Genomic DNA, 20,552 nt, shown 5'->3' with positions numbered 1-20,552 from the left:
TCAGGTGCACCGTGCCCTGCGCAAACAGACCGGCGCAAAAGCCGCGCTGATCAACCGCGAGACACGCACGATCCGGTCAACCTTTGCAAACCTGACCTACACGATCGAGGCGCGTGGGGATTACCTCGGGCTGTCGCATTTCAGCCCACGGCAGTTCGGCTACGGCGTCCGCGCCAAGCCCTGGGGCCGCTGGCAACGGTTCGAGAGCGCGTTCCTCGTCGGCTCCCTCGGCAACAACGCCTTTGTCCGTAAGGGCAAGGCCAGGTTCCCGATCAAGAAGATGTTCGGCCCATCCATCCCGAAGGAGATGATACAGGACGCCACACGCGCGGCATTCGAGGCCGCGCAGCCAAACGTGCTGGCAGAAGCCACACGGCAGCTCCAACGCCTGCTCGAAGATCAAGCCCGATAGAATCGAAAGCCCGCCCAATGACGCACAAAGATGCCCTTTCCGACACCGGTGCGGAAGCGTGCGGCCGCACCGGCGCCCGAATTGGCTTGGTGTCGGCCAGCCGCGGCCTTCAGCCCCCCCACCCCTTGGGTCCCTTCCAGAGGTTTGATCTCATGCGGGGCCGCCGCCTCGCGGGATTTTCGTGTTTTTTATTTTTTGAAAAATCCATTTCGCTTCGTTTCAGAGAGGGTCCGATGCAAGGATTTCAATGGCTTGGGTCTCGAATTGCCGAAATGCCCCCCGCTGGTTTCGCAAATTGAAACCGCGATCTTGTGCGCTTCAGAGGTGGTCTGACCGAATGTTTTCAATGACTTAGGCGTCGATTTGACGAACAGTCGGCGCTGCAAAACAGCGTGTTTTTTGCATGAAATACCCGCCTGATGCGTCTCTGAATCGGCGCGGCACCACCCAAGATTGATTAACCCAACCCCGGCCCCGTTTCGGTTCGCCGGCCCGGTTTTCGCACCCAAAGAACAGGTCCAAGATGACAGCTGATGCAGAACACACCGCCCGGGCCTGGCCCGCGGCGCAGGTCGAGATGTGGCAGGTCGCCGATCTCGTGCCGTATACCCGCAATGCGCGGCAGCACCCGGCGGACCAGATCGACCAGATCGCGGCGTCCATGCAGCGGTTCGGGTTCACCATCCCGATGCTGGTGGCGGAGGATGGCACGATCATCGCGGGTCACGGGCGGCTGATGGCGGCAGCACAACTGGGCCTGGCCGAAGTGCCGGTTATGGTGGCCCGTGGCTGGACGGAGGAAGACCGACGGCTCTACACGCTGGCGGACAACCGGTTAGCCGAGATCGCCGAGTGGGACCCGGAGATGCTTCGCCTGGAAATCGAGGACCTGCGGTCGGAGTTCGGGATCGAGGATTTCGGAATGATCGGGTTCAGCGCGGACGACCTGGCGGAGATGCTGCCAGACGCCTTGGTGGAGACCACAGGCGGCTTGACCGATCCGGACGATGTGCCGGAGCTGCCTGAAACCCCGGGGACACGGCCGGGTGACGTGTGGATCCTCGGCGCGCACCGGCTGCTCTGCGGCGACAGCACCGTGGCGACCGATGTCGAAAAAGTGCTGGGAGGCGTCAAACCTCTGCTCATGTGCACCGATCCACCTTACGGGGTGGCGTATGATCCGGCCTGGCGGAATACCGCAGGCGCGGCCAAGACCAAACGCACCGGCAAGGTGCTGAATGACGACCGGGCCGATTGGCGCGAGGCCTGGGCGCTCTTTCCCGGGGATGTGGCCTATGTCTGGCACGGCGCCTTGCACGCCGCGACCGTGGCCGAAAGCCTTGAGGCCTGCGGGTTTGCGATCCGCTCCCAGATCATCTGGGCCAAGGAGCGGCTTGTTCTGAGCCGCGGCGATTATCACTGGCAGCACGAGCCATGCTGGTACGCGGTCCGCACCTCCGGCAAGGGTCATTGGTCGGGGGATCGCAAGCAGACCACCCTGTGGCACATCTCCAGCAAGGATCAGGATGCCAGCACCATCCACGGCACGCAGAAGCCGGTGGCCTGCATGCGTCGGCCCATCGAGAACAACTCGAGCCCGGGCCAGGCCGTCTACGAACCGTTCATGGGATCAGGCACCACGCTGATTGCCGCGGAAATGACCGGACGGGTCTGTTTGGGTCTCGAATTGAACCCGGCCTATGTCGATGTTGCCGTCACACGCTGGCAGGACTTCACCGGAGAGGTCGCCGTGTTGGAAAGCACCGGACAGGCGTTTGGCACACGGTCTGGCGCGAAAGCCACCACCGGTGAGGACACGGACGCCGAAACCGACGACGACCCCGGATAAGATCATGACAAGGATGCCGGCGAGAAAGCCATCTTCTGACCCCGATTATCGTGGATAACCGGGTAGAAACGATCAATTCTGTGTGCCGAAACAGCCTTTGACGGCATCCCCTCCTCCGCGTCTGCCCGGCCCCTCCGGGCTTGCGGCAGTAGCAGCGGCGCGATCTGCGCGACGCGACGCAACACCGGGGAGATACGCAACATGACCATCACGATCATCAACGGCGACACCTACGAGACGGTGACCACACACGCGCTGCAGATCGGCGACGTGATCCGCGCCGAGGGCGCCTTTCTGGAACTGCGCACGCGCAACGAGGGGCCTGACAGGGTCAACAACAACGCGGCTGGCAATGTTGTCTGGCTGCGCGGCTACCCGATCGGCAACGCGCTCGGCGCCATCCCCAAAAGCTGGCTGACACGGGACGAGGACGGCGAAGGATACTGGCTCGTGCAGGGCAATGGCCGGGCAACATGGCTGCGCAGGATCCCCTGCCCGCAAAACAGATAACCCACTTTGTCCGGCTCAATGCGCCGGGGCTGCATTTGCGGCAAATCACAGGAGACCCGTAGCATGACCCCCAAGCATCCGCACATCACCGTTCCGCTCACCGGCGAGGATGGCAATGCCTTCGCCATCCTTGGCCGCTGCCGCAAAGCCGCCCGCGAGGCCGGGTTGCGGGACAGCGAGATCACCGCCTTCGTCACCGAGGCCACATCCGGCGATTACGACCACCTGCTGCAAACCGCCATGCGCTGGTTCGATGTGCTCTGATCGAACAATCGCCCGCGTATATCAGCAATCTTATGAGGCTGAATTCTCTACACTATCGGGTTTTACAGAGCGAACATGATGATCCTTCGCCGGAAACGGCTCCCAATCCCGGAGGACCTGACATGGCCCTGACACCTGAAGCCCTCGCCCCGATTGCCGCGCAGATGCGCATGCCACCCGAAGCGCTCATCGTGCTCCCCACCGCCGTCGAGGTTTTTGCCAAGAAGGCGGACATGCCGATCACGGAGATGCTCGCCGAACTCGCGGTGAACACCCCCCTGCGGGATTACCTCGCAGAGATCTGCATCAAGACCCACACAGCCGCCTGACCCGCGGCGCGACAACAGCCCGGAACCTCCGGGCTCGCGGCGGTAGAAGGCCCGCGATGCACGCGGCGCACGAACAGGAGACACCGACATGCAAGTCACCATCCGCTTTGCAAACCCGCGCACCGCACACGACAGCATCGAGCGTGCCCTTGGCAGCATCCTTCTGGAGACCGAAGCCAAGACTGCAAACCGCTTGATCGGAGGCTTTTACTTCGACACCGAACGCGAACCGCAGGACATCTTTGACGACTTCACAGCTGACGGGTTCGAGAAAGAGGACTTCGCCAGCATCGAGTTTACATGGTCCTGATCGCGCAGCCTGCCCCCCCCCCCTGCCCGGCTGGTCCGGGCTTGGGTCCGTAGAAAGCACGCCATCCTGCGCGCCATGAACACGGGGAGACACCCAAAATGACCAACCGCACCATTCTGCCCAGCCAGAACACCGCCTATGGGTTTTACGGCACTGTCACCACCTGCCCGCTGCGCGATTGCACCAGCGCCGTCTTCTGGACATCGGCCAGCACCCTGATCGCCGAGGCGGTCAATGCCCAAGGCGAGGCCGAGATGATCGGCATCCGCGACTTCCTGGACAGCAAGATGGGGCGTCACTTCGCCGATGAGGTCATCGACGCCCTGCGCTCTGGCGAGACAAACACCAAGGCAGCCCTCGAGGCCACGATCGACAAATGGCAACGCCGCGGCATCTCCGCCCAGACCGAGGCCAGTCACGGCATCCCCGAAGGCCTGCCTCATCTCGATGGTTGGGTCACCCATTACGCCATTTTGGCAGAAACAGACGTCTGACACGCACGTTTCACTTATCACGAATGGCAGCCCCCCAACCGGGGCTGCCGCTTTGTTGCGTACACTCTGCCTTCTAGAGGGAATGACCCATGTCCACGTCCCGCCCACGCGGCCAGACCATCACCGTCTCCCAAGCGGCGGCCTTGCTGGGGCGCTCCGACCGCTGGGTGCAGGGTTTGGTCAAGGCGGGATATATCGAGCGCGCCAATCGCGGCGAATACACGCTGGTGGCCGTCATCCGCGGTGCCGTGGCCTATTACGAAGACCAGATCACCAAGAACAACAAGGCCGCAGCCGCCACACGCGCCTCGGAGGCGCGCACCCGCGAGATCGAACTGCGCATTCAGGAACGCAGTCGCGAGTTGATCGCCATGGAGGATGCCCGGGCGGTCATTGGCGAAATGGCCGCCCTTGTCCGCGCCGAACTTGCGGGATTGGCAGCGCGCTACACGCGCGACATGGAGGCGCGACGGGTGCTTGAAGAGGTGATTGATGACTCCCTCCAGCGCATTGCCGGCGGCGCGGACAAAGCGGGCGCAGCTCTGGGCGCTGGTCGCGGCGATCTGGAGGCCGAGCGAGAAGCGTGACCCTGCGGCCTGGGCGGCTGTCCACCGGGTGTATCCCGAGACCGCGGGTATTCCCGGACCGCGGGACCCGGGGCTGACACCCTACATGATCCCGTGGTCCTCGGCGGTGCATCGCGGCGGCTACCGCCGGGTGGTGGCAGTGACCTCGGCGCAGTCGGGCAAGACCGACAGCATGCTGGACATCATCGGGGCGCGGCTCGATCAAAAGCCAGCACCGATCTTGTATGTCGGGCCGACAAAAGAGTTCCTGACCGACCAGTTCGAGCCACGGCTGATGGCGCTGCTGGATGAGGCGGAGACGCTGGCGGGCAAGGTGGTACGCGGCCGGCGGATGAAGAAGACGCTGAAGCATGTGGCCGGTGTGCGGCTGCGCCTTGCGCATGCGGGCTCGTCCACGGCGCTGAAGTCCGACCCGGCGGCACTGGCGCTGATCGATGAATACGACGAGATGATGGCCAATGTGAAAGGCCAAGGGGATGTGCTGGGTCTGGTGGAGGCGCGGGGCGAGACCTACGCCGATTTTGTCACCGCGATCACCAGCACACCGGCGCGAGGCCTTGTGGAGATCGAACCGGATGATGCCAGCGGTCTGGAGTTCTGGGCACGGTCCAGCCCGGAGGATCTGGAAAGCCCAATCTGGAGGCTCTGGCAGGAGGGCACGCGGCACCATTGGGCCTGGCCCTGCCGGTCCTGCGCGGACTACTTCATCCCGCGCTTCAAGCAGCTGCGCTGGCCGAAGACGGGCAGTCCCGCGCAGGCCAAGCAGGCCGCAACGCTGGAATGTCCGCGCTGCGGCGCGCAGCATGTGGAGACCGACAAGGTCTGGATGAATGCCCGGGGCGCGATGGTCGCACCGGGGCAGCAGGTGGCGCTCAAGGATGACGCGGCGCATGTCACCGGCGCGTCGGCTGACAGCGCCACGCTGTCGATGTGGACCTCCGGGCTTTGCTCGCCCTTCGTGACCTGGGGCCAGCGGGCGGAGACCTATCTCACGGCGCTGCAGTCCGGCGATCATGGTCGCATCCAGACGGCGATGAATGCAGGGTTTGGCGAATGCCATGCCATGACCGCCTCGGGGGATGTGCCGGACTGGCAGGAGATCCTGGAGCGGCGCCAGCCCTACCGGCCCGGGGATGTGCCCGCGGGTGGGCTGCGGCTGGTGATGGGTGTGGATGTGCAGAAGTTCAGCCTTGTCTATGTGATCCGGGCCTTTGGCGCGCGGGGAACATCCTGGCTGATCGACCATGGCGAGCTCTACGGTCCGACGGAAGACGATGACGTCTGGTCGGCGTTGGCCGATCTGATGCTGACACAGGTGGGTGGGCTGCAGATCGAGAAGGTGTTCATCGATTCAGGCTTCCGGCCGGACAAGCCGGAGCTGGGCAACGAGCACAAGGTCTACGAGTTCTGCCGTCGCTACAGCTGGCTCTGTTCGCCCACCAAGGGGCGGGATCAGCAGAGCCCGCCCTACCGGGTGTCGAAGATCGAGGTGAAGCCGGACGGGAAAAAGGCGCTCTATTCGATCGATCTGGTGACGCTGTCGACCGACTTCTTCAAGTCGCTGGTGATGTCGCGCATCCGCACACCGGCGGATCAGCCGGGGGCGTTTCATGTGCATGAGGCGATCACGGAGGAGTATTGCAAGCAGCTGACCTCGGAGGCCCGGGTGGTGATTGAGGGCAAGCCGGTCTGGGTGAAACGCTCGCGTCACAACCACTATCTCGACTGCGAGGCGCTCTGTGCCGCCATCGGCTACACGATGAATGTGCAGCGCATTCCGGAGGGCGTTGAGCGGGCCCCGAATCGCGAGGCGGCGGTGCCCGGCGCACATGATCAGGCGCAGGTGGGTGGCGAGGATGCTGAAACGCCGCCGCCAACATCGCGCTGTTCCCCAGTCCGCGGAGGCGGCGGCGCGCTGCGGGCGCGATTTGCGCGCCACGGCAGCAGGCTGAACAGATAGCGCCCGCGCCGGCTCAAGAGAAGCCGGTGCACAGAGCGCAGCGCGGCAGGCCACCGCGCAAGATGGCAGCGCCCTCCAACGAGGTGAGCGAACGACGGAAAGGAGGGCGCTGCCGTTACCCTTGTTGATGCGCGTGCCTTCGAACAACACAGCAACCCGGGCAGATGCAGTTCGGTATCGTCACGAATCCCCACTGCGAGGCAAGGTAAACCGCAAAAATCTCAGCATGTCCAATGCGCGCGCATGAATACCTATATTCCGCGGTGAGGACGAAGAAAGATGATTTGGCAGCGCCCTCGGTCTGTTTCAACGAAACCAACTTGGAGAGCATTTGAGGGCGCTGCCCATGCTTTCTGTCGTGTGCTGGGAACACCCGACATGCAGCATATGCAGCCTCCCACCGCCAAAACCTGAGGCTGCCCAGTCAGTTAAAAAACGAGAACCCGGGAACTCAAGAAAAAATGCATTGCGCTGCGCCGCTGCCGTCAACGCAATTTCCGAGCAAACGCGGAGGCAGCGGCAGGCGGCTGGAGCAGAACAGGTGCAGGCCAGCCGCAGTATTCCGATAAGGTCAATTGCTCATGATTCAAAGGCTCAAATCTCTCCTTGCAGAGGCGATACCGCTAGCCGTGCCACAAGGCCCCACCCCTCTGCCGCGCCCCTCGGGCAAATACATGCGCGGCGGTCGGGGCGTGACCTTTGCGGGGTGGAAGCCTGCGCTTCGGGAGGCGCAGGACGATATCGGCGAGGCCTGGGATGATGCGGCGGCACGGGTCAAGGACCTGCTGCACAACAGCGGCTGGCTGGCCGGTGCCATGGAGCAATGTGTGGCCAATACCGTGGGTACGGGGCTGCAGTTGAAAGCCCTGCCGGAAAACGAGACCTTCGGCATGACGCCCTCGGAGGCGTCCGATTGGGCGAAGACGGTGGAGCGGCGGTTCGAGCTCTGGGCCCGCAGCGCACAGGAATGCGACATTCAGGGCTTGCGCACGTTTGGCCAGATGCAGGCGGCGGCTTTTCGGTCCTGGTTGGTGACCGGGGAAATCCTCGCGGAACTGCCCTGGCGCAAACGCCCATGGAACCGCTACGGCACCAAGGTGCGCCTGCTGCCGCCACAGCGGCTGTCGCGCAAGACCGAAAGCCTGCGACGGCTGATCAACGGGGTCTACACGGATGCTGACGGCATGCCGGTGGGCTACCGCGCGATCCGCAAGGACCTGTTTCGTCATGATGTGGAATATGACGTGCGGGCGCGGGACCGGGCGGGACGCCCGCGGGTGATCCATGTCTTCGAGGGTGCGCCGGGCACGCATCGGGGCATCTCGCCGCTGGTTCCGGCGCTGCAGGTGGCGCGGCAATTCGACCAGTTGGCGGATGCCACGCTGATGGCGGCGATCGTGCAGACGCTCTTTGCGGTGACGATCACTTCGGACGAGCCGACCGAGCAGGTGCTGGCGGGTCTGCTGACGCCGCAGGAGCAGGCGCAGATGCTGGCGCAGGGTGTGTCGCCGATGGAGGCGTATATCGAGATGGTGGCGGGGTATTATGACGACAGCACGCTGGATGTCGGGATCAATGGCCGGCTGGCGCATCTGTTTCCGGGTCAGGAGCTGACCTTCCACACGGCCAACCAGCCATCTTCGGAATACGCAGCCTTCTCGATGCATCTGCTGCGAGAGCTCGCGCGGTGCCTTGGGCTGACCTATGAAAGCGCGACGGGCGACAATGTGGGGGCGACCTATTCCTCGCTGCAGGCGGCGACGACGGAGATATTCGCGATCACGAAAGCGCGACGGCGGAATATCATGGCGCCGTTCTGTCAGCCGATTTACGAGGCCTGGCTCGAGGAAGAGATCGAAGCGGGCGGTGTGCCTTTTCCGGGCGGTGTGGCAGGGTTCATGGCCAACCGCACGGCGGCGTGCCGGGCGGAGTGGCGCGGCGATCCGCGACCGCAGGCGGATGATCTGAAGAAAGCCAAGGCGCATGAGGTCTGGAAGCGGCTCGGCGTGATGTCGGATGCGATGATCTGCACCGATCTCGGTGCCGATGTGGACGATGTCTACCAGCAGCTGGCGCAAGAGCGGGCCTTGCGGGCCGAATACGGTCTACCGGAGCCGCAGATGATGGGGGCGCAGGGCGGTGGTCCCACAGGCGGTGACGGCGATGAGGCTGGTGACGACGATGACCAAGACGCTGACCCCGCCAACGCGGATGCAGAGGATGACCCATGACAGTTCAGATCGATGAGGCTGACCCCTGCGCGGCGGCGGCCGGCTTGCGGCAGGTCTATGTCCAGCTTGTTGCGGGTGAAGGCGCCATGGAGGTGCGGTTCCGGGCGGGATCGAACGGGGTGGAACGCTCGGTGCGGTATCACAGTGCGCATCCCGACCGGCTCCTGGCAGTCATTCGGGGTTTCGAACAGGATTGTGCCCGACACCAGAGCCGTCGGCCGATGCGGTTTGCTCTGGGAACAGGAGGGCTGCGATGACCGGTCTCCCAGGGACCATGTTGGAGCCCGATCTTCAACGGAGCGCAGGACCATCGCTTGCGCAGATCGCGAGCCGAGTTCTGAACCGGCCGCTGCTGCTGCATCCGGACAAGGTCGATCTGATCCTGCATGTGTTGCAGGGGCGGATCGGCATCGCGCCATTGGCGGCGCCAGACCCGCAATCGAACCGCTTCGTTGGCACATACCGCCGCGACAATGGCAGCGTGGGGTCCATGCGCGTGGAAAACGGCGTTGCGATCCTGCCGATCGTCGGCAGTCTGGTGAACCGCGGCGCCTGGATCGGGGCCAGTTCGGGGCTCGTGTCTTACGAGGGCATTGCGGCGCAGCTGAGGGATGCGCGAGCTGATCCGGAAGTTCGGGTGATCCTGCTCGACATCGACAGCCCCGGCGGTGAGGCCACGGGGATGTTCGCGACGGCCAGACTGGTGAGCGCGATCAACCAGACCAAACCGGTCTTGGCCTTCGTCAATGACGTCGCTGCTTCTGCCGCCTATGGCATCGCCAGTGCGGCATCGGAAATCATCGTCTCGCCGACCTCAATGGTCGGATCGATCGGCGTGGTGCTGACCCATTTTGATCGCTCGGGGGAACTTGAGGACCGCGGTGTCAAGCCAACGCTGATTCACGCGGGCGCCCACAAGGTGGACGGACATCCGTTCGGACCGCTCTCGGACGCCGTGCGCGCAGACCTGCAGGCGGAGGTTATGAAGATCTACGACCAATTCGTCGGTCTCGTTTCCGAAGGGCGTGCCGGCCCCATGCCCAATGCGCTCAATCAGGTCGAGCCGGTCCTCGATCATCGTGAGGCCTTCTTCGGCCGGAAACGGGCAAATGAAGAACGGCACTTCATTGCCCAGTCCCTGCTTCGTCAGGAAGCGCTCACTGGTGATGACCCGATACAGATGCTCGGCGCGTTCTTTGCGCGTCAATTGCAGGCTCACGACAGACCTCCCTCAATCACAACTCCAGGGAACACGGCCAGATCAGCCGGATTGGTCGCCTCAATCAGCGCGCGCAGCTGAGGCGAGAGGTAACTCGACTGGATCCGGTTTTCTTCCGAGATAATCCCAACCTCTCGCATGGTCTTGAACACGACCTGCCGGAGGCGAACGCGTGTGGAGGCAGAGGTGGAGGCCAAAGTGTCATCCCACTCGGCTTTATGCTCGAAGAACAAATCGAAACTGTCGGTCGACAAATCCAGCTGATAGGCGAGATACCGGTCTTGCACGATTTCGAGTGTGAACTCGCGGACCAGCCGGTAGGCACGGCAAAAGGAAAGCCAAATGAGCAGCGCTTGATCTTGTCGATCGGCACGCTCAACCAGGAAACGCAACTCGTCCTCGGTCAGCGTTTCGATGCGATTGACCAGTTCCCGGAGTATTCGACGCTTTGACTTTTGCTTGGGCGATGATGTGAGGCCATCAGCCTGCAACTGGGAGATCGTGACATCCCAGTCGCGGGTTTCCAGGTAGCTCTCGGCGAGATCGATGCATTCGTTCAAGAAAAGCCCCCCGGAGGTGAAGGACATCTTGTAGGGCTGCTTCGCCCCAATCTCTGCTTTCCGTGCCGCCATGGTCATCTAATGACCTCGTCACGGTTCAGAAGGACAATCTGCTGGTCCTGGGGACGGCGTGCTGCTGGGTCGGTGTCCAGGCCAAGACGCTTCAGCGCATAGAACAACAGCGCGCGGCGGACAGCGATCCGAGCCCTGCCTTCCTCCATGCCGTAGTCCATCTCGATGGCACGGCGCTGGTTATCCGAGAGGTCCGGATGCGGGCCGATCTCAAGCACGATCTCCCTTTGCCAAGCCTCATCAGCGCTGGGCTCAGCGGTCACGGCCCCCTGATCACCCACCTCGACGATCCGAGACAACAAGAAGTCCTTGAACACTTGGTCGTTCTGACAGAACGCCCGGGCGTGCCATCGGAACCCGTCAAAGGCCAGTGCATGTGGCTCAATCCAGCGCGCGCTGGGTTCGGGCCGCGACATGGACTGATAGGTCACCTGCAAGGCGGATGGCTCGCGGATCGCTGCGAGCACGTCACGCAGGGTTTCCGGGGAAACACCCCGCGCGGGCGTCGGCGTTGCGCCAAAGCCCGGGAAAAAGCTGATCCAGCTTTGCTCGGCACTGACCAGCCCCTGATCAACCGCACGCAGCTGGGCAAAATACTCCTCTGCGTCCGGCTTGAGATATTTGGGCTTGAAGTGCTTACCACGCAGATACGTGCGCAGGCTCTTGTCATAAACAAGGTTGCGCTTGGCCTGCTCACCGGCGTCACCCGGGGAAAGAAGCTGGTCGTGCTCGTTGGTCAGAAGAAGGCCGTGGCGATCGCGGTGAAGAATATCTCGGGGCGGAGGCGCTGGTCGAAGCTGGATGAGTGGCTGGCATGATTGGCGATTCCGCTCTCCAAGGCTTCGGCAAAGGCCGTCACCGCGTGTACGGCGAGCCCGCCCAGCGCCGACCCACCCGCCTTCTACGCCGATTGGGTCAACTCGGACCGCTACCTGCCCTCCAACGCCATCACCAACGCCATGCGCGATCAGATGTTGAACCGCGGCCTCGTCACCGCCCAGCGCCTGCGCGAAAGGAACATCCAGTGAAACACGATCAAAGCCTGCACGCCCGCTCCCGCGCAGGCGCCAGCGCCAAGCGCAGCTTGAACATCCAGCAGGCACTCGAATGGGCCTTCCGGGTTGAGCAAGCCCAGCTCGACCTGCCCGAGCCTGGGACCGATGATGGGGAACCCCGCAGCTTCGGATTGGAACACGTGCTGGCGCAGCGCGCCGTCCTTGGCACCGCTGTGGACGGCGGGCGCTACAAATTGGGCAGCTACACCCATCCCGACGCCGAGGTCATCGCTGCGATTGTCGCCGGGCTGCCGGACAGTCTCGGCGGCAAGCGCATGGCCATCCGCGTGGCAGAGCTCGCCCGCGCGGGGATGTCGCCAGACTGGATGCCGGGCGCCGTGCCGCGCTGTGTGCCCGTGGATGTCCTTGAAAACCAGCATGGACCAAAAGCTGTCACAATCGTCGTTGGCACCGAGCGTGTCTGGTCCCGCGGAAAATGGCGAACCGTTGAGGTCCTGGCCTGCCCCGTCATGTGGCGGCCCTATCCAGAGCAGATCAACGCCGCGCGACGCGCGTATCACGACTGGTGGCAGGCGCTGGAGTACTTACGCGACGGGCTGCAGACGGTGGGGTTGCTGCGAGAGGTTGAGGTTACAGGCGTGATGCCGAAATGTCGGCCATGGGGGAGGTGAGCGCCAGAAAGGCGAAAACTAGATCAGGTCGAGCAATGGTGCAGGTCCATGTTATTTTCTGTGAGTGGAAGAAACAATGCGGCTTTCGCATTTCGGTCGTTCGTTAATCACCCTGCAAGATGCTTGGCCGCATGACAAAATACAGATATCAAAGTTGCCGCCTGGAAATCCTGACAGGGTGACCCAGACCGTAATCGACTACCTGCACCGAGGGCAATCGCGACCCGGCGCGCGTCCCCTGTCGAGCGGTCCACCGCTTTGTCGGCGCGAAAGCTGCATGAAAAGCTCCAAGCAGGATGGTTGGCGTCATGGTAAAATTATCGGAGCGCCATCGGTGACGTTCAATATCGGGCCAAAACCATCTGGCGGGGCGTACCAGTTCTGCCCGTGCACTGGGACAATCGCCTTGGGGGCTATCGCAGCGGCAAAGGCCATCAGGTCTGCCGTGGAGGCATGGCCACTGGTGTGCAACTTGCCCATTGGGGTGCCTGCGGATTTGCACCAGTCGAAAGCCTTGTCGCCCTTGGCAAGATAGCCTTCCCACATCGACCACAGGAACAAGTCTTGCGCTGTTGGAACCACGCCTTTAGCGCGGTAATCCTTTACCAGCCCTTGCCGCAGCATGATGATGCCTTGGCTGCCCTGCAGTTTATCGGCGGCAACGGCATGGGGCAGCATGCGTTCAATGAACGCCTCGCCGCGCAACAGGCTATAATGGTGCCGTAAAGCGCGGGTGATCACGACTTTCAAATTCGGGAAACCAGGCCTCGGTAAGCCGGTACCCTCGGCGATCTGCTCCAGTATGTCAGCTGTATAAAGGTCGATGATCAGATCCCGGCCCGTCTGCTTCGCTGCACGGTAAAGCGTGACAGTGCGGTCGATGTTCTGCCCCGACCATGCAACGAAGATGCGCCCCTGAACCTTGGACGCTCGTGCGACCAGATCGGCTTCCAGTTCAGTTTCAGTGACTGTAGGCTTTTCAGTCCCAAGGTTGGTGCCCTCGGTGATCAGCAAATCGACATCTTTGGGCGGGTTGGCCATCAATCTGTCGACAATCGTGGATTTGCGGCCATGGCGGCGGAAATCACCAGTGTAAAAGACGCGCCGTTCCGCCCCGTCGATCTGTAGCATATATGCGTCAAAGGCGGAATGGTCAGTCAGATAGACTGTGACGCGAAAAGCTCCGATCTGAACTGCGCTGCCCGATACACACCAGGTCTGAAATTCATGGGGCAACGCGGCATCCGCAAAAGGCGCTGCCTTGATCAGCCTAGCGGTGGCTTTGCCGCAATGCACCCGCCAGTCGGTGGGCAGTTTGTGAACAAGCCCCCAATGGTCAAGGTGGGCATGGGTAAGCAACACCGCAGCCGGCTTGGCCAGATCCAGTGTGGAAGGAAGCTGATCCTGCTCCCCATCACCAAGATCCAGCGCCTGCCCGGCATCCAGCAGCAACCGCTCGCCGTTGGGATGAGCAATCTCGATCACGCTGCCGCCGATCTGGCGGGTGCCGCGGTGGACAGTCACGGTCAAGCTCATGCGCGCACCGCTAGTAGCAGGCTGTCACCCGGGCGGATCACATGCAGCGGGGTGATCGCATCCCGCAGCTTGGCTTCGTGACCATTGGCAAGAAAGGAAGGCGACAAAGAGACGGGTTTCCCTTGCTTGTTAAGCCCGCGATCATCGACCACCAGACGTACGTTCGGATCAACCCAAAGGCCGCCTTCGCCAGCCGCGACCGCCGTGATCACCTTGCCTAAGGGCGTATCCCTTTTTGACAAATTCTGAAATTGCACAAAAAGTTTGCAGGCGTTCCGATATGCATCAATCACCTCAGCTTGCCGTTCATCCGAAAACCAATCCCGATACTTCTGCAATTGCCGAAGAACTTTGGGTTCAGTGTGACCCTTTGCCCGGACCTCGGGGTTGGTTGAAAGCTTTGCCTCCCAGAACACGATGCGATGACCGCCTACGCAGGGCTCCAGCAAAACCAGATCAGCGCGTGGTGCCGCCTTGTTGCCCTCTGCGTTCACCGCCCCCGGAAAGGCCATTTCCATGTCAATGGCAGACTCATTGGCTGCAATCAGGGCGTCGACAAACATCTTTTCCGCCTTTTTGCTGTTGAGTGCCAAGGCGGTTTCACGCCACGCTTCCAGCTCTTTGGCAGAGGTTTGGAGACCAACAGAAACATAGTCCCGAACGTTGTCGCCCTTTCCGCAATATTTCTTGTGAACGCGGAACGTAAACTTGTTCTGAAGTAGATGAAACTTCACTTCGGCCAGTGACTGGCCGTGCGCGTAGAAATTCACATAGTTGTTGCGGATCGCAAGTCGCAGCCTCTGTCCTTCCCGGCTATCGGTGCCGGCGGGAGCCCAAAGCGCAAGCAGATGCTGTAGCAGCGGCGTGTCCTTAACAACATCTTCAGTCAGCAGCTTGGTATTTAGCCGCCGTTCAAAAGTCGTTGTCACTGGTCGTTCCTTTTCTTTGCCCGATGGGCTTCCTGTGAGGGCGTTTTGAATTTACGGCTTTACGGCGATCGCGGTTGATTTGTAGCGCAAACAGCACATGATTTTCGGATCAGAGTTCAGTCATGGATGAAAATCTACGACACACCGTTGCCTTGGAACCATGAAAAAGTCGCGATCCCGCGTCATAGGTCGCCAAGTTTTGCGGCAACCCACTGCCCCAGCACGAAAAAGCTGGTCTAGGAGAAGTGAGAAACTCCCTTCCAAGCGCACCCAACGTCATGCTGTTCCAGCCCAGACGTTCGCGCACGCAACGGCGGTAGGTCGCCTTAGGTCCCGCGTCCAGCGCGGGGTGAATCTTGGCAAAGACCCAGACGAAATCAACTAATGGCTTGCGGTACTGCGCACATCAGTATTTCGTGCTTCCAGTGGAATAGCTGCCCGACCAAGGTTTCTACGATCACCTCATTTCTCCTGTGCGAGGGTTAGCAGGGCCTCGGCCACCGGCAGTGCGCGGTCAGGCCAAAGTTGGGCAGGACGCGGGTGTGGACCGCCGGGGCGGCAGGTAAGCACCGCATTTCGCCAGCGCAGAGGCACCGCCGTCCACCCCTGCGTCGCCCCCAAAAGTGCGCCGCATATCGCAGAATTGGTATCTGTATCTCCCCCCGACGCCACCGTGGTGATCAGCGCAGGCTCCAGCGCGTGACCGGCCAATAGGTGATAAAAAGCGTTTTGCAGCGCGATCAGCACCCAGCCCATGTTACGCTGATAGTCCGCCGGAGGCACATTACGGGCGGCGATGACACATGCGCGGACCGCTGCTTCTTCGGCATGAGTCGCAGCGACATCGGCCATGGTCGCGCCATCAGCCCCGGCAATCCCCGCCGCCACCGCCGCAGCAAAGGCGGCAGAGGCCGAACGGCACACCGCACTTGGATGGGTCAGCCCGGCATCCGCCGTCGCCCATGCCGCTGCGCGGACGGGATCGCCAGCGCAGGCCATGCCGATCGGTGCCACCCGCATCAGCGCTCCATTGGCCTGACTGTCCGATACCGGGCGCCCACCCCGCGCTAGCGCCGCGATCCCGGCCGAGGTGGTTGAGCCGATGTCGAACGGCCGGGAACGTCGCCAGCCGACATAGGCCGCAGCCACTACCTGCGCATCGAATCCACCCGCCGCGAGCAATGCGCTCGCAAGCTCCAGCGCCATTTCACCATCATCAGTCGGCTGACCGGCGATCAGGTTCCAAGTACCGCCATCGACCAAATCGGGCGGCCCACTAGGATGACGGGCGGTGATCTCGGTCACTGTCTGGAATTCAACCTGCGACCCTAGCGCATCGCCTGCCAAAAGCCCCAGTAGACAGCCCTGCGCCTTAGACAGCCTGTCGGCATCCGCCACTCGTACGGCAGGCAAGCCGAGACGGGCGGATGCCACAATTTGGTGCGGCGGGTCTGACAAAAACTTCTCTATCACTGCAGGATCCCCGCCGATGATGCCGGAAAATGCCCCATGCCGCAGATCGATGGACTGGCCACGAAGATCGACCACCCGCATGCCTGCCCCTTTTTGCAGCGCAAGCCCCCCGGCAATCTCCCATACATCGAGACCATCGATATCGCTGGTTGCGGCAGCCACCTCCCCAACCGAGGCCAATGCCAATCGGAAGGCTGGGCTAGGCAGCGCCAGTGCGCGCAAGCCGGAGCCTTCGATCAAGCCTGAAAGACCCACCGCCACCACCGGCTCCGCAAAGCCCGCCACCGGCACAACCGGACGACCGTTGCGGGAGAGGTTGGCGCCTTCGGCCCAGGCGATCATCTCGCCACCATCATGCGGCCAAAGCGGCGCATGCACCACACCGAGTACCGGATCGCTCTGCCGCAGCAACGCCACTGACACCGCCGAACCGCGATGACCTGCCAGAAAATCTGAAGCGCCATTATGCGGATCGACAACCCATTCCCAACCGTCGCGACTGGCAAGCGTCGCGGTTTCCCTGCTCTGCCAACCGCAGGGCAAAAGCGTCAGAAGCCGCACTTTCAAAAGATGTTCCACCTCGGCATCAACCAGGGCTTTGCTAGCCGCAGTGCGCGGACCGCCAGGGCGGTGGAACTCGCGCCGGATCAGCGCACCAACGGTGGTGACAGCGGCAAGAACAGCAGGCAACAGGTTGGCTGGCGCAATTTGGGTCTGGATCATGGCATCCTCTTCTGTTCCGATGCATTCATAATGGCATGGGTTGATCGGCCATGCGGAAAGCTCGGATTTTTCCTGACCGGTGGGAGCAGGATGGAAAAGGCAATCGGATTTTACTGGACGCTTCCGGTGCCATGGGCGGGTTTCAACAAGCTGTCCACGCAAGTCGATGATGCCGCCGCTCAAAGCCGCACCATCCGTTATCAGCGCGACCTCATCCGCCGCCACGCCAAGACCAACAGCCTAGAACTCGTGCATGAGGCAGTGTTTCTGGAAATTTTCCCTGACCGTGGCAGCGAGACAGTCAGCGAGGCGCTGAAAACTATCTCCGCCCTTGCCGGGGTAAATCAGGCCATCGTGCTTTTGGTTGATTTCTCTGCTGCACAGAACTGGCGCAGCCATCAGTCGCTACAAAATCACGCCCGCCACTTCGGACTAACGCTCGAGATGGTTTACCCCGAAGAAGTGATAATCGATGGAAAGCCCTTCGATCCAGCCTCACATTTCGAAGACTGGCGGCAACGGCAAGCAGACTGGAGCGCAGGAAAACCAGCCCGGCTTGCCAATGCACTAGCACGCGCAAAATTACTGCGGGCGACTGGCGCCAGCTTTAGCACAACCGCCGCAACCCTGAACGCTGAGGGCCTGCCCAGCCCCACCGGCAAACTCTGGACCGCTGACAACCTGCGAAAGGCGCTGGTGACTTGACCGCCTTTCTCGTCCGCACAATTTTCCAGTGACATAACGCAAGTCACCGTGCACCAAAAAAGTGACTCCGATTCACATTGAGGGTTTACAAGCTGCCCCCCTTGACGTACCCCTTGATCATCGAAGAGTTGCGCCGGGATGAAAGTTCACCCAGGTGCTTTTTTTGAATATGAATATATGGTCGCGCGCTGGGCAACACATCAACCGGTCCGCGGACACGCAGCATTCTTTTTCACTAAGCTCCTCCCAGTCCGACCCATGCCCCAGTCTCGCCGCTTGTCGCTTCTTGAAGCGGTGACCAATGTCGTTGTTGGCGCAGCTCCGCGCTGCGCCGAGTTTTTGAACGCTGGCGATAATCTGTGCCGTCAGGCAGACGGCAACCTGTAGACGGTTCCCCTGCCCTGTTCTTTCTGCGAGGTGATCGGGAGACCAAGACGTTTCTTCAGAGCGGACGAAATCACCGCACGCGCCGTGTGCGGCAACCACGCCGTGGCCGCAACGATCTCCTTGAGGGACGCGCCGTCGGGGCGTTGCAGCATCTCGATCACCTGAGCCTGCTTCGTGCTGGCGCGCTGGGCGGGAGTGTCACACGCGCTGGGCGCGGCCTTCTGCGTGCGGGCTTTTCGAACGGCTGCAGTGACCTGCGCCACAACGGGCTCAATGCCGATGGCTTCAAGTCCGGACGCGGTGGCCACCAGCGTGGTGCCATGGCCATCGCCGGTCTCGCGCCAGAGCGGCTCGCCCTTGCGAAGGTCTACATCGACCTCCTCAAGCCAACCGCGATCGGTCATCATTGTGACGACCTTCTTGGCGGCGGCGCCGTGCAGCCCGTCTGGCAGCGGCATGGCCAGATTGCCCGGGCGTGTCGCCGCGCGGCTGAGGATCAGGCTTTGGGTATCAGTGAGTTTCAGCATCGTGTCCTCCGGTGGTCAGGGACAACGCGTCGCGCGCTGCCTTCTACCAGATGGAGCCCGCAGTTGGGCGGGCCTAGCACGATGCAGCATGACTGGCGTCGCTCTGACACCGATGACAATCAACTCGATAAAGGTGGCCCATGAACGTGATCTTGCGCGATCTCGACCAGACCCGTGTACATTTCGAAGCGGCGATCCACCGGGTTGGCGAACAGGCAGCCACGCGCGCCTTTAACCGCGCGCTCAACTCCGAGGGCAACAAGGTCCGCACGCAGGTGCATCGTGCCCTGCGCAAACAGACCGGCGCAAAAGCCGCGCTGATCAACCGCGAGACACGCACGATCCGGTCAACCTTTGCACACCTGACCTACACGATCGAGGCACGTGGTGATTACCTCGGTCTGTCGCATTTCAGCCCACGGCAGTTCGGCTACGGGGTCCGCGCCAAGCCCTGGGGCCGGTGGCAGCGCTTTGAGAGCGCGTTCCTCGTCGGCTCCCTCGGCAACAACGCCTTTGTCCGTGAGGGCAAGGCCAGGTTCCCGATCAAGAAGATGTTCGGCCCATCCATCCCGAAGGAGATGGTTCAGGACGCCACGCGCGCCGCCTTCGAAGCCGCGCAGCCAAACGTGCTGGCAGAGGCCACGCGACAATTGCAAATGCTGCTGAGGGCACCGAACTGACGCGCTTGGTCGATAATCGCTGCCGCGGCCTATGCGGGGATCAGCCCACCAGCATGTCAGGGGTCACGCACACCTCATATTCCGTATGCCACACGGTCCCCTCCGGGCAGCCTAATGGGCCCTGCTCGTCATATGGGCAGAGCCCGTTGGCATGTGCCGTGGTCGCCGCAAAGACCAAAACGACCAAAATCAGGGATTTGGTCCAAAGAAGCAATTGTGTCATCAGAACCTCCATCAGCGTGGCTGAGAGGATGCTAGCCCTGCGGAACGCTCTGTCGACCAATCAACACGTCATATGCGCGATGGTGTCCATCAAGTAATCCCGGCTATAGCGGAGCGTCCGTACGCGCGGATCATCATCCGACCTGCGCATGACCGTGTCATAATCGGTCAGGCAGATGATCTGGGCACCGTTGTGAACGATGTCGAAATTGCGGCCCTGCAGAAACGCTCGTGAAACGCATCCGCAAGGCCTTCAGAAGGAAAGTTGAGGATGGTGGTGGTGCCACCAGCTGCGTTCTGCAACCCGTAACAAACCACCTTTTTCCGCTCGAACGTGAAATTGGCGAACTCAAGCGCGCTTTCTACAAACTCTGCCATGGGACATCCCTCATCTATGATGATCAAGCCTGTGACGACATTGCCGCCAGACTAAGGGCGCAATGCTCAAGTCAAGCGCAGCGTCTGCTGAACCGCCTAATTTTGGGGCAATATAACACCGTTGGAGCCAATCAATGCGCAACACCTTCTCTGCCCGCCTCGATCACGGGCAGACGCCCGAGGGTCTGAGGGCGACCGCGGCCTCCAGCCCCCCACCCCTTGGGTCCCTTCCGGGGGTTTGATCACATGCGGGGCCGCCGCCTCGCGGGATTTTCGTGTTTTTTATTTTTTGAAAAATCCATTTCGCTTCGTTTCAAAGGGGATCCGATGCAAGGTTTTCAATGGCTTAGGTCTCGAATTGCCGAAATGCCCCCCGCTGGGTTCGCAAATTGAAACCGCGATCTTGTTCGGCTCAGAGCGGGTCTGACCGAATGATTTCAATGACTTAGGCGTCGGTTTAGCGAACAGCCGGCGCTGCAAAATAGCCCGTTTTTGACACGGAATACCC

General features: G+C 61.7%; 25 protein-coding genes. 17 read left to right on the top strand and 8 right to left on the bottom strand.

Features of this window, described 5'->3' with window-relative positions:
• The first annotated feature begins 4 nt into the window (after window positions 1–4).
• From ACK3EW_RS21290 to ACK3EW_RS21235, 12 genes are all read left to right on the top strand, one after another.
• A complete protein-coding gene (locus ACK3EW_RS21290) occupies window positions 5–412 on the top strand; it encodes a hypothetical protein (RefSeq protein ID WP_493807750.1) in 408 nt (135 codons plus the stop codon).
• Window positions 413–935: 523 nt separating this feature from the next.
• Entirely contained in the window at window positions 936–2,261 is a 1,326-nt protein-coding gene (locus tag ACK3EW_RS21285; protein ID WP_493807749.1) for a site-specific DNA-methyltransferase, read from the top strand.
• Window positions 2,262–2,462: 201 nt separating this feature from the next.
• The gene (locus ACK3EW_RS21280) at window positions 2,463–2,771 is read left to right on the top strand and encodes a hypothetical protein (RefSeq protein WP_493807748.1); all 309 of its coding nucleotides are present in this window, start codon (window positions 2,463–2,465) and stop codon (window positions 2,769–2,771) included.
• Between the two features lie 63 nt (window positions 2,772–2,834).
• The gene (locus tag ACK3EW_RS21275; RefSeq protein WP_292270695.1) at window positions 2,835–3,035 is read left to right on the top strand and encodes a hypothetical protein; all 201 of its coding nucleotides are present in this window, start codon (window positions 2,835–2,837) and stop codon (window positions 3,033–3,035) included.
• A gap of 122 nt (window positions 3,036–3,157) precedes the next feature.
• Window positions 3,158–3,364 (top strand): hypothetical protein, encoded by a 207-nt coding sequence (locus ACK3EW_RS21270; RefSeq protein WP_493807747.1) that lies wholly within the window; start codon window positions 3,158–3,160, stop codon window positions 3,362–3,364.
• A gap of 88 nt (window positions 3,365–3,452) precedes the next feature.
• On the top strand, window positions 3,453–3,674 hold the full coding sequence (locus tag ACK3EW_RS21265; RefSeq protein ID WP_493807746.1) for a hypothetical protein: 222 nt from the start codon (window positions 3,453–3,455) through the stop codon (window positions 3,672–3,674).
• A 98-nt stretch (window positions 3,675–3,772) separates the two neighbouring features.
• A complete protein-coding gene (locus ACK3EW_RS21260; RefSeq protein ID WP_493807745.1) occupies window positions 3,773–4,168 on the top strand; it encodes a hypothetical protein in 396 nt (131 codons plus the stop codon).
• An 89-nt stretch (window positions 4,169–4,257) separates the two neighbouring features.
• The gene (locus tag ACK3EW_RS21255) at window positions 4,258–4,755 is read left to right on the top strand and encodes a hypothetical protein (RefSeq protein ID WP_493807744.1); all 498 of its coding nucleotides are present in this window, start codon (window positions 4,258–4,260) and stop codon (window positions 4,753–4,755) included.
• Complete coding sequence (locus tag ACK3EW_RS21250) at window positions 4,661–6,715, top strand: terminase gpA endonuclease subunit (protein ID WP_493807743.1); 2,055 nt, start codon at window positions 4,661–4,663, stop codon at window positions 6,713–6,715. The genes ACK3EW_RS21255 and ACK3EW_RS21250 overlap by 95 nt, the downstream gene beginning before the upstream one ends.
• Window positions 6,716–7,344: 629 nt before the next feature.
• A complete protein-coding gene (locus ACK3EW_RS21245) occupies window positions 7,345–8,946 on the top strand; it encodes a phage portal protein (RefSeq protein WP_493807742.1) in 1,602 nt (533 codons plus the stop codon).
• The gene (locus ACK3EW_RS21240; protein ID WP_493807741.1) at window positions 8,943–9,203 is read left to right on the top strand and encodes a hypothetical protein; all 261 of its coding nucleotides are present in this window, start codon (window positions 8,943–8,945) and stop codon (window positions 9,201–9,203) included. The genes ACK3EW_RS21245 and ACK3EW_RS21240 overlap by 4 nt, the downstream gene beginning before the upstream one ends.
• Entirely contained in the window at window positions 9,200–10,246 is a 1,047-nt protein-coding gene (locus ACK3EW_RS21235; RefSeq protein WP_493807740.1) for a S49 family peptidase, read from the top strand. Before ACK3EW_RS21240 ends, ACK3EW_RS21235 begins: the two co-directional genes overlap by 4 nt.
• On the opposite strand, the gene ACK3EW_RS21230 is transcribed toward ACK3EW_RS21235, so the two are convergent.
• Both ACK3EW_RS21230 and ACK3EW_RS21225 read right to left on the bottom strand, forming a co-directional pair.
• A complete protein-coding gene (locus ACK3EW_RS21230) occupies window positions 10,162–10,803 on the bottom strand; it encodes a DUF1819 family protein (protein ID WP_493807739.1) in 642 nt (213 codons plus the stop codon). The genes ACK3EW_RS21235 and ACK3EW_RS21230 overlap by 85 nt on opposite strands.
• Entirely contained in the window at window positions 10,800–11,444 is a 645-nt protein-coding gene (locus tag ACK3EW_RS21225) for a BrxR family transcriptional regulator (protein WP_493809769.1), read from the bottom strand. The genes ACK3EW_RS21230 and ACK3EW_RS21225 overlap by 4 nt, the downstream gene beginning before the upstream one ends.
• On the opposite strand from ACK3EW_RS21225, the gene ACK3EW_RS21220 reads away from it, so the two are divergent.
• The 3 genes from ACK3EW_RS21220 to ACK3EW_RS21210 are packed head-to-tail and all read left to right on the top strand — an operon-like array spanning window position 11,343 to window position 12,484.
• Entirely contained in the window at window positions 11,343–11,615 is a 273-nt protein-coding gene (locus tag ACK3EW_RS21220; RefSeq protein ID WP_493809790.1) for a hypothetical protein, read from the top strand. The genes ACK3EW_RS21225 and ACK3EW_RS21220 overlap by 102 nt on opposite strands.
• Window positions 11,616–11,825 (top strand): hypothetical protein, encoded by a 210-nt coding sequence (locus tag ACK3EW_RS21215; RefSeq protein WP_493809789.1) that lies wholly within the window; start codon window positions 11,616–11,618, stop codon window positions 11,823–11,825. It abuts the gene before it with no gap.
• On the top strand, window positions 11,822–12,484 hold the full coding sequence (locus tag ACK3EW_RS21210) for a hypothetical protein (protein WP_493807738.1): 663 nt from the start codon (window positions 11,822–11,824) through the stop codon (window positions 12,482–12,484). The genes ACK3EW_RS21215 and ACK3EW_RS21210 overlap by 4 nt, the downstream gene beginning before the upstream one ends.
• Window positions 12,485–12,790: 306 nt before the next feature.
• Here the strand turns inward: ACK3EW_RS21210 and ACK3EW_RS21205 are convergent, their stop codons facing one another.
• From ACK3EW_RS21205 to ACK3EW_RS21195, 3 genes are all read right to left on the bottom strand, one after another.
• Window positions 12,791–14,020 carry an MBL fold metallo-hydrolase gene (locus tag ACK3EW_RS21205; RefSeq protein WP_493807737.1) on the bottom strand — a complete coding sequence of 410 codons (1,230 nt, stop codon included), beginning with the start codon at window positions 14,018–14,020 and terminating at the stop codon, window positions 12,791–12,793.
• Window positions 14,017–14,949, bottom strand: a complete 933-nt coding sequence (locus tag ACK3EW_RS21200) for a hypothetical protein (RefSeq protein WP_493807736.1) — start codon at window positions 14,947–14,949, stop codon at window positions 14,017–14,019. Before ACK3EW_RS21200 ends, ACK3EW_RS21205 begins: the two co-directional genes overlap by 4 nt.
• Before the next feature lie 462 nt (window positions 14,950–15,411).
• On the bottom strand, window positions 15,412–17,145 hold the full coding sequence (locus tag ACK3EW_RS21195; protein ID WP_493807735.1) for an inositol monophosphatase family protein: 1,734 nt from the start codon (window positions 17,143–17,145) through the stop codon (window positions 15,412–15,414).
• Window positions 17,146–17,235: 90 nt separating this feature from the next.
• On the opposite strand from ACK3EW_RS21195, the gene ACK3EW_RS21190 reads away from it, so the two are divergent.
• Entirely contained in the window at window positions 17,236–17,850 is a 615-nt protein-coding gene (locus ACK3EW_RS21190) for a hypothetical protein (protein WP_493807734.1), read from the top strand.
• A gap of 365 nt (window positions 17,851–18,215) precedes the next feature.
• Here the strand turns inward: ACK3EW_RS21190 and ACK3EW_RS21185 are convergent, their stop codons facing one another.
• Entirely contained in the window at window positions 18,216–18,764 is a 549-nt protein-coding gene (locus tag ACK3EW_RS21185; RefSeq protein WP_493807733.1) for a DUF3489 domain-containing protein, read from the bottom strand.
• Window positions 18,765–18,904: 140 nt separating this feature from the next.
• On the opposite strand from ACK3EW_RS21185, the gene ACK3EW_RS21180 reads away from it, so the two are divergent.
• Complete coding sequence (locus tag ACK3EW_RS21180; RefSeq protein WP_493807732.1) at window positions 18,905–19,444, top strand: hypothetical protein; 540 nt, start codon at window positions 18,905–18,907, stop codon at window positions 19,442–19,444.
• A 40-nt stretch (window positions 19,445–19,484) separates the two neighbouring features.
• On the opposite strand, the gene ACK3EW_RS21175 is transcribed toward ACK3EW_RS21180, so the two are convergent.
• Window positions 19,485–19,667 carry a hypothetical protein gene (locus ACK3EW_RS21175; RefSeq protein ID WP_493807731.1) on the bottom strand — a complete coding sequence of 61 codons (183 nt, stop codon included), beginning with the start codon at window positions 19,665–19,667 and terminating at the stop codon, window positions 19,485–19,487.
• A 167-nt stretch (window positions 19,668–19,834) separates the two neighbouring features.
• Complete coding sequence (locus ACK3EW_RS21170) at window positions 19,835–20,044, bottom strand: hypothetical protein (protein ID WP_300582629.1); 210 nt, start codon at window positions 20,042–20,044, stop codon at window positions 19,835–19,837.
• Window positions 20,045–20,552 lie beyond the last annotated feature (508 nt).

The organism is Marivita sp. NO-S04 (genome assembly GCF_059070475.1).
Note: the sequence above shows the minus strand (reverse complement) of the source record. Positions and strands in the feature narration are given on the sequence as shown.

Coding starts and splice junctions, on each gene's coding strand:
- ACK3EW_RS21255 (WP_493807744.1), top strand. CDS start 4,258: ATGTCCACGTCCCGCCCACGCGGCCAGACCATCACCGTCTCCCAAGCG.
- ACK3EW_RS21280 (WP_493807748.1), top strand. CDS start 2,463: ATGACCATCACGATCATCAACGGCGACACCTACGAGACGGTGACCACA.
- ACK3EW_RS21235 (WP_493807740.1), top strand. CDS start 9,200: ATGACCGGTCTCCCAGGGACCATGTTGGAGCCCGATCTTCAACGGAGC.
- ACK3EW_RS21265 (WP_493807746.1), top strand. CDS start 3,453: ATGCAAGTCACCATCCGCTTTGCAAACCCGCGCACCGCACACGACAGC.
- ACK3EW_RS21240 (WP_493807741.1), top strand. CDS start 8,943: ATGACAGTTCAGATCGATGAGGCTGACCCCTGCGCGGCGGCGGCCGGC.
- ACK3EW_RS21250 (WP_493807743.1), top strand. CDS start 4,661: ATGACTCCCTCCAGCGCATTGCCGGCGGCGCGGACAAAGCGGGCGCAG.
- ACK3EW_RS21205 (WP_493807737.1), bottom strand. CDS start 14,020: ATGAGCTTGACCGTGACTGTCCACCGCGGCACCCGCCAGATCGGCGGC.
- ACK3EW_RS21180 (WP_493807732.1), top strand. CDS start 18,905: ATGAACGTGATCTTGCGCGATCTCGACCAGACCCGTGTACATTTCGAA.
- ACK3EW_RS21190 (WP_493807734.1), top strand. CDS start 17,236: ATGGAAAAGGCAATCGGATTTTACTGGACGCTTCCGGTGCCATGGGCG.
- ACK3EW_RS21275 (WP_292270695.1), top strand. CDS start 2,835: ATGACCCCCAAGCATCCGCACATCACCGTTCCGCTCACCGGCGAGGAT.
- ACK3EW_RS21230 (WP_493807739.1), bottom strand. CDS start 10,803: ATGACCATGGCGGCACGGAAAGCAGAGATTGGGGCGAAGCAGCCCTAC.
- ACK3EW_RS21185 (WP_493807733.1), bottom strand. CDS start 18,764: ATGCTGAAACTCACTGATACCCAAAGCCTGATCCTCAGCCGCGCGGCG.
- ACK3EW_RS21170 (WP_300582629.1), bottom strand. CDS start 20,044: ATGGCAGAGTTTGTAGAAAGCGCGCTTGAGTTCGCCAATTTCACGTTC.
- ACK3EW_RS21195 (WP_493807735.1), bottom strand. CDS start 17,145: ATGATCCAGACCCAAATTGCGCCAGCCAACCTGTTGCCTGCTGTTCTT.
- ACK3EW_RS21285 (WP_493807749.1), top strand. CDS start 936: ATGACAGCTGATGCAGAACACACCGCCCGGGCCTGGCCCGCGGCGCAG.
- ACK3EW_RS21270 (WP_493807747.1), top strand. CDS start 3,158: ATGGCCCTGACACCTGAAGCCCTCGCCCCGATTGCCGCGCAGATGCGC.
- ACK3EW_RS21175 (WP_493807731.1), bottom strand. CDS start 19,667: ATGACACAATTGCTTCTTTGGACCAAATCCCTGATTTTGGTCGTTTTG.
- ACK3EW_RS21260 (WP_493807745.1), top strand. CDS start 3,773: ATGACCAACCGCACCATTCTGCCCAGCCAGAACACCGCCTATGGGTTT.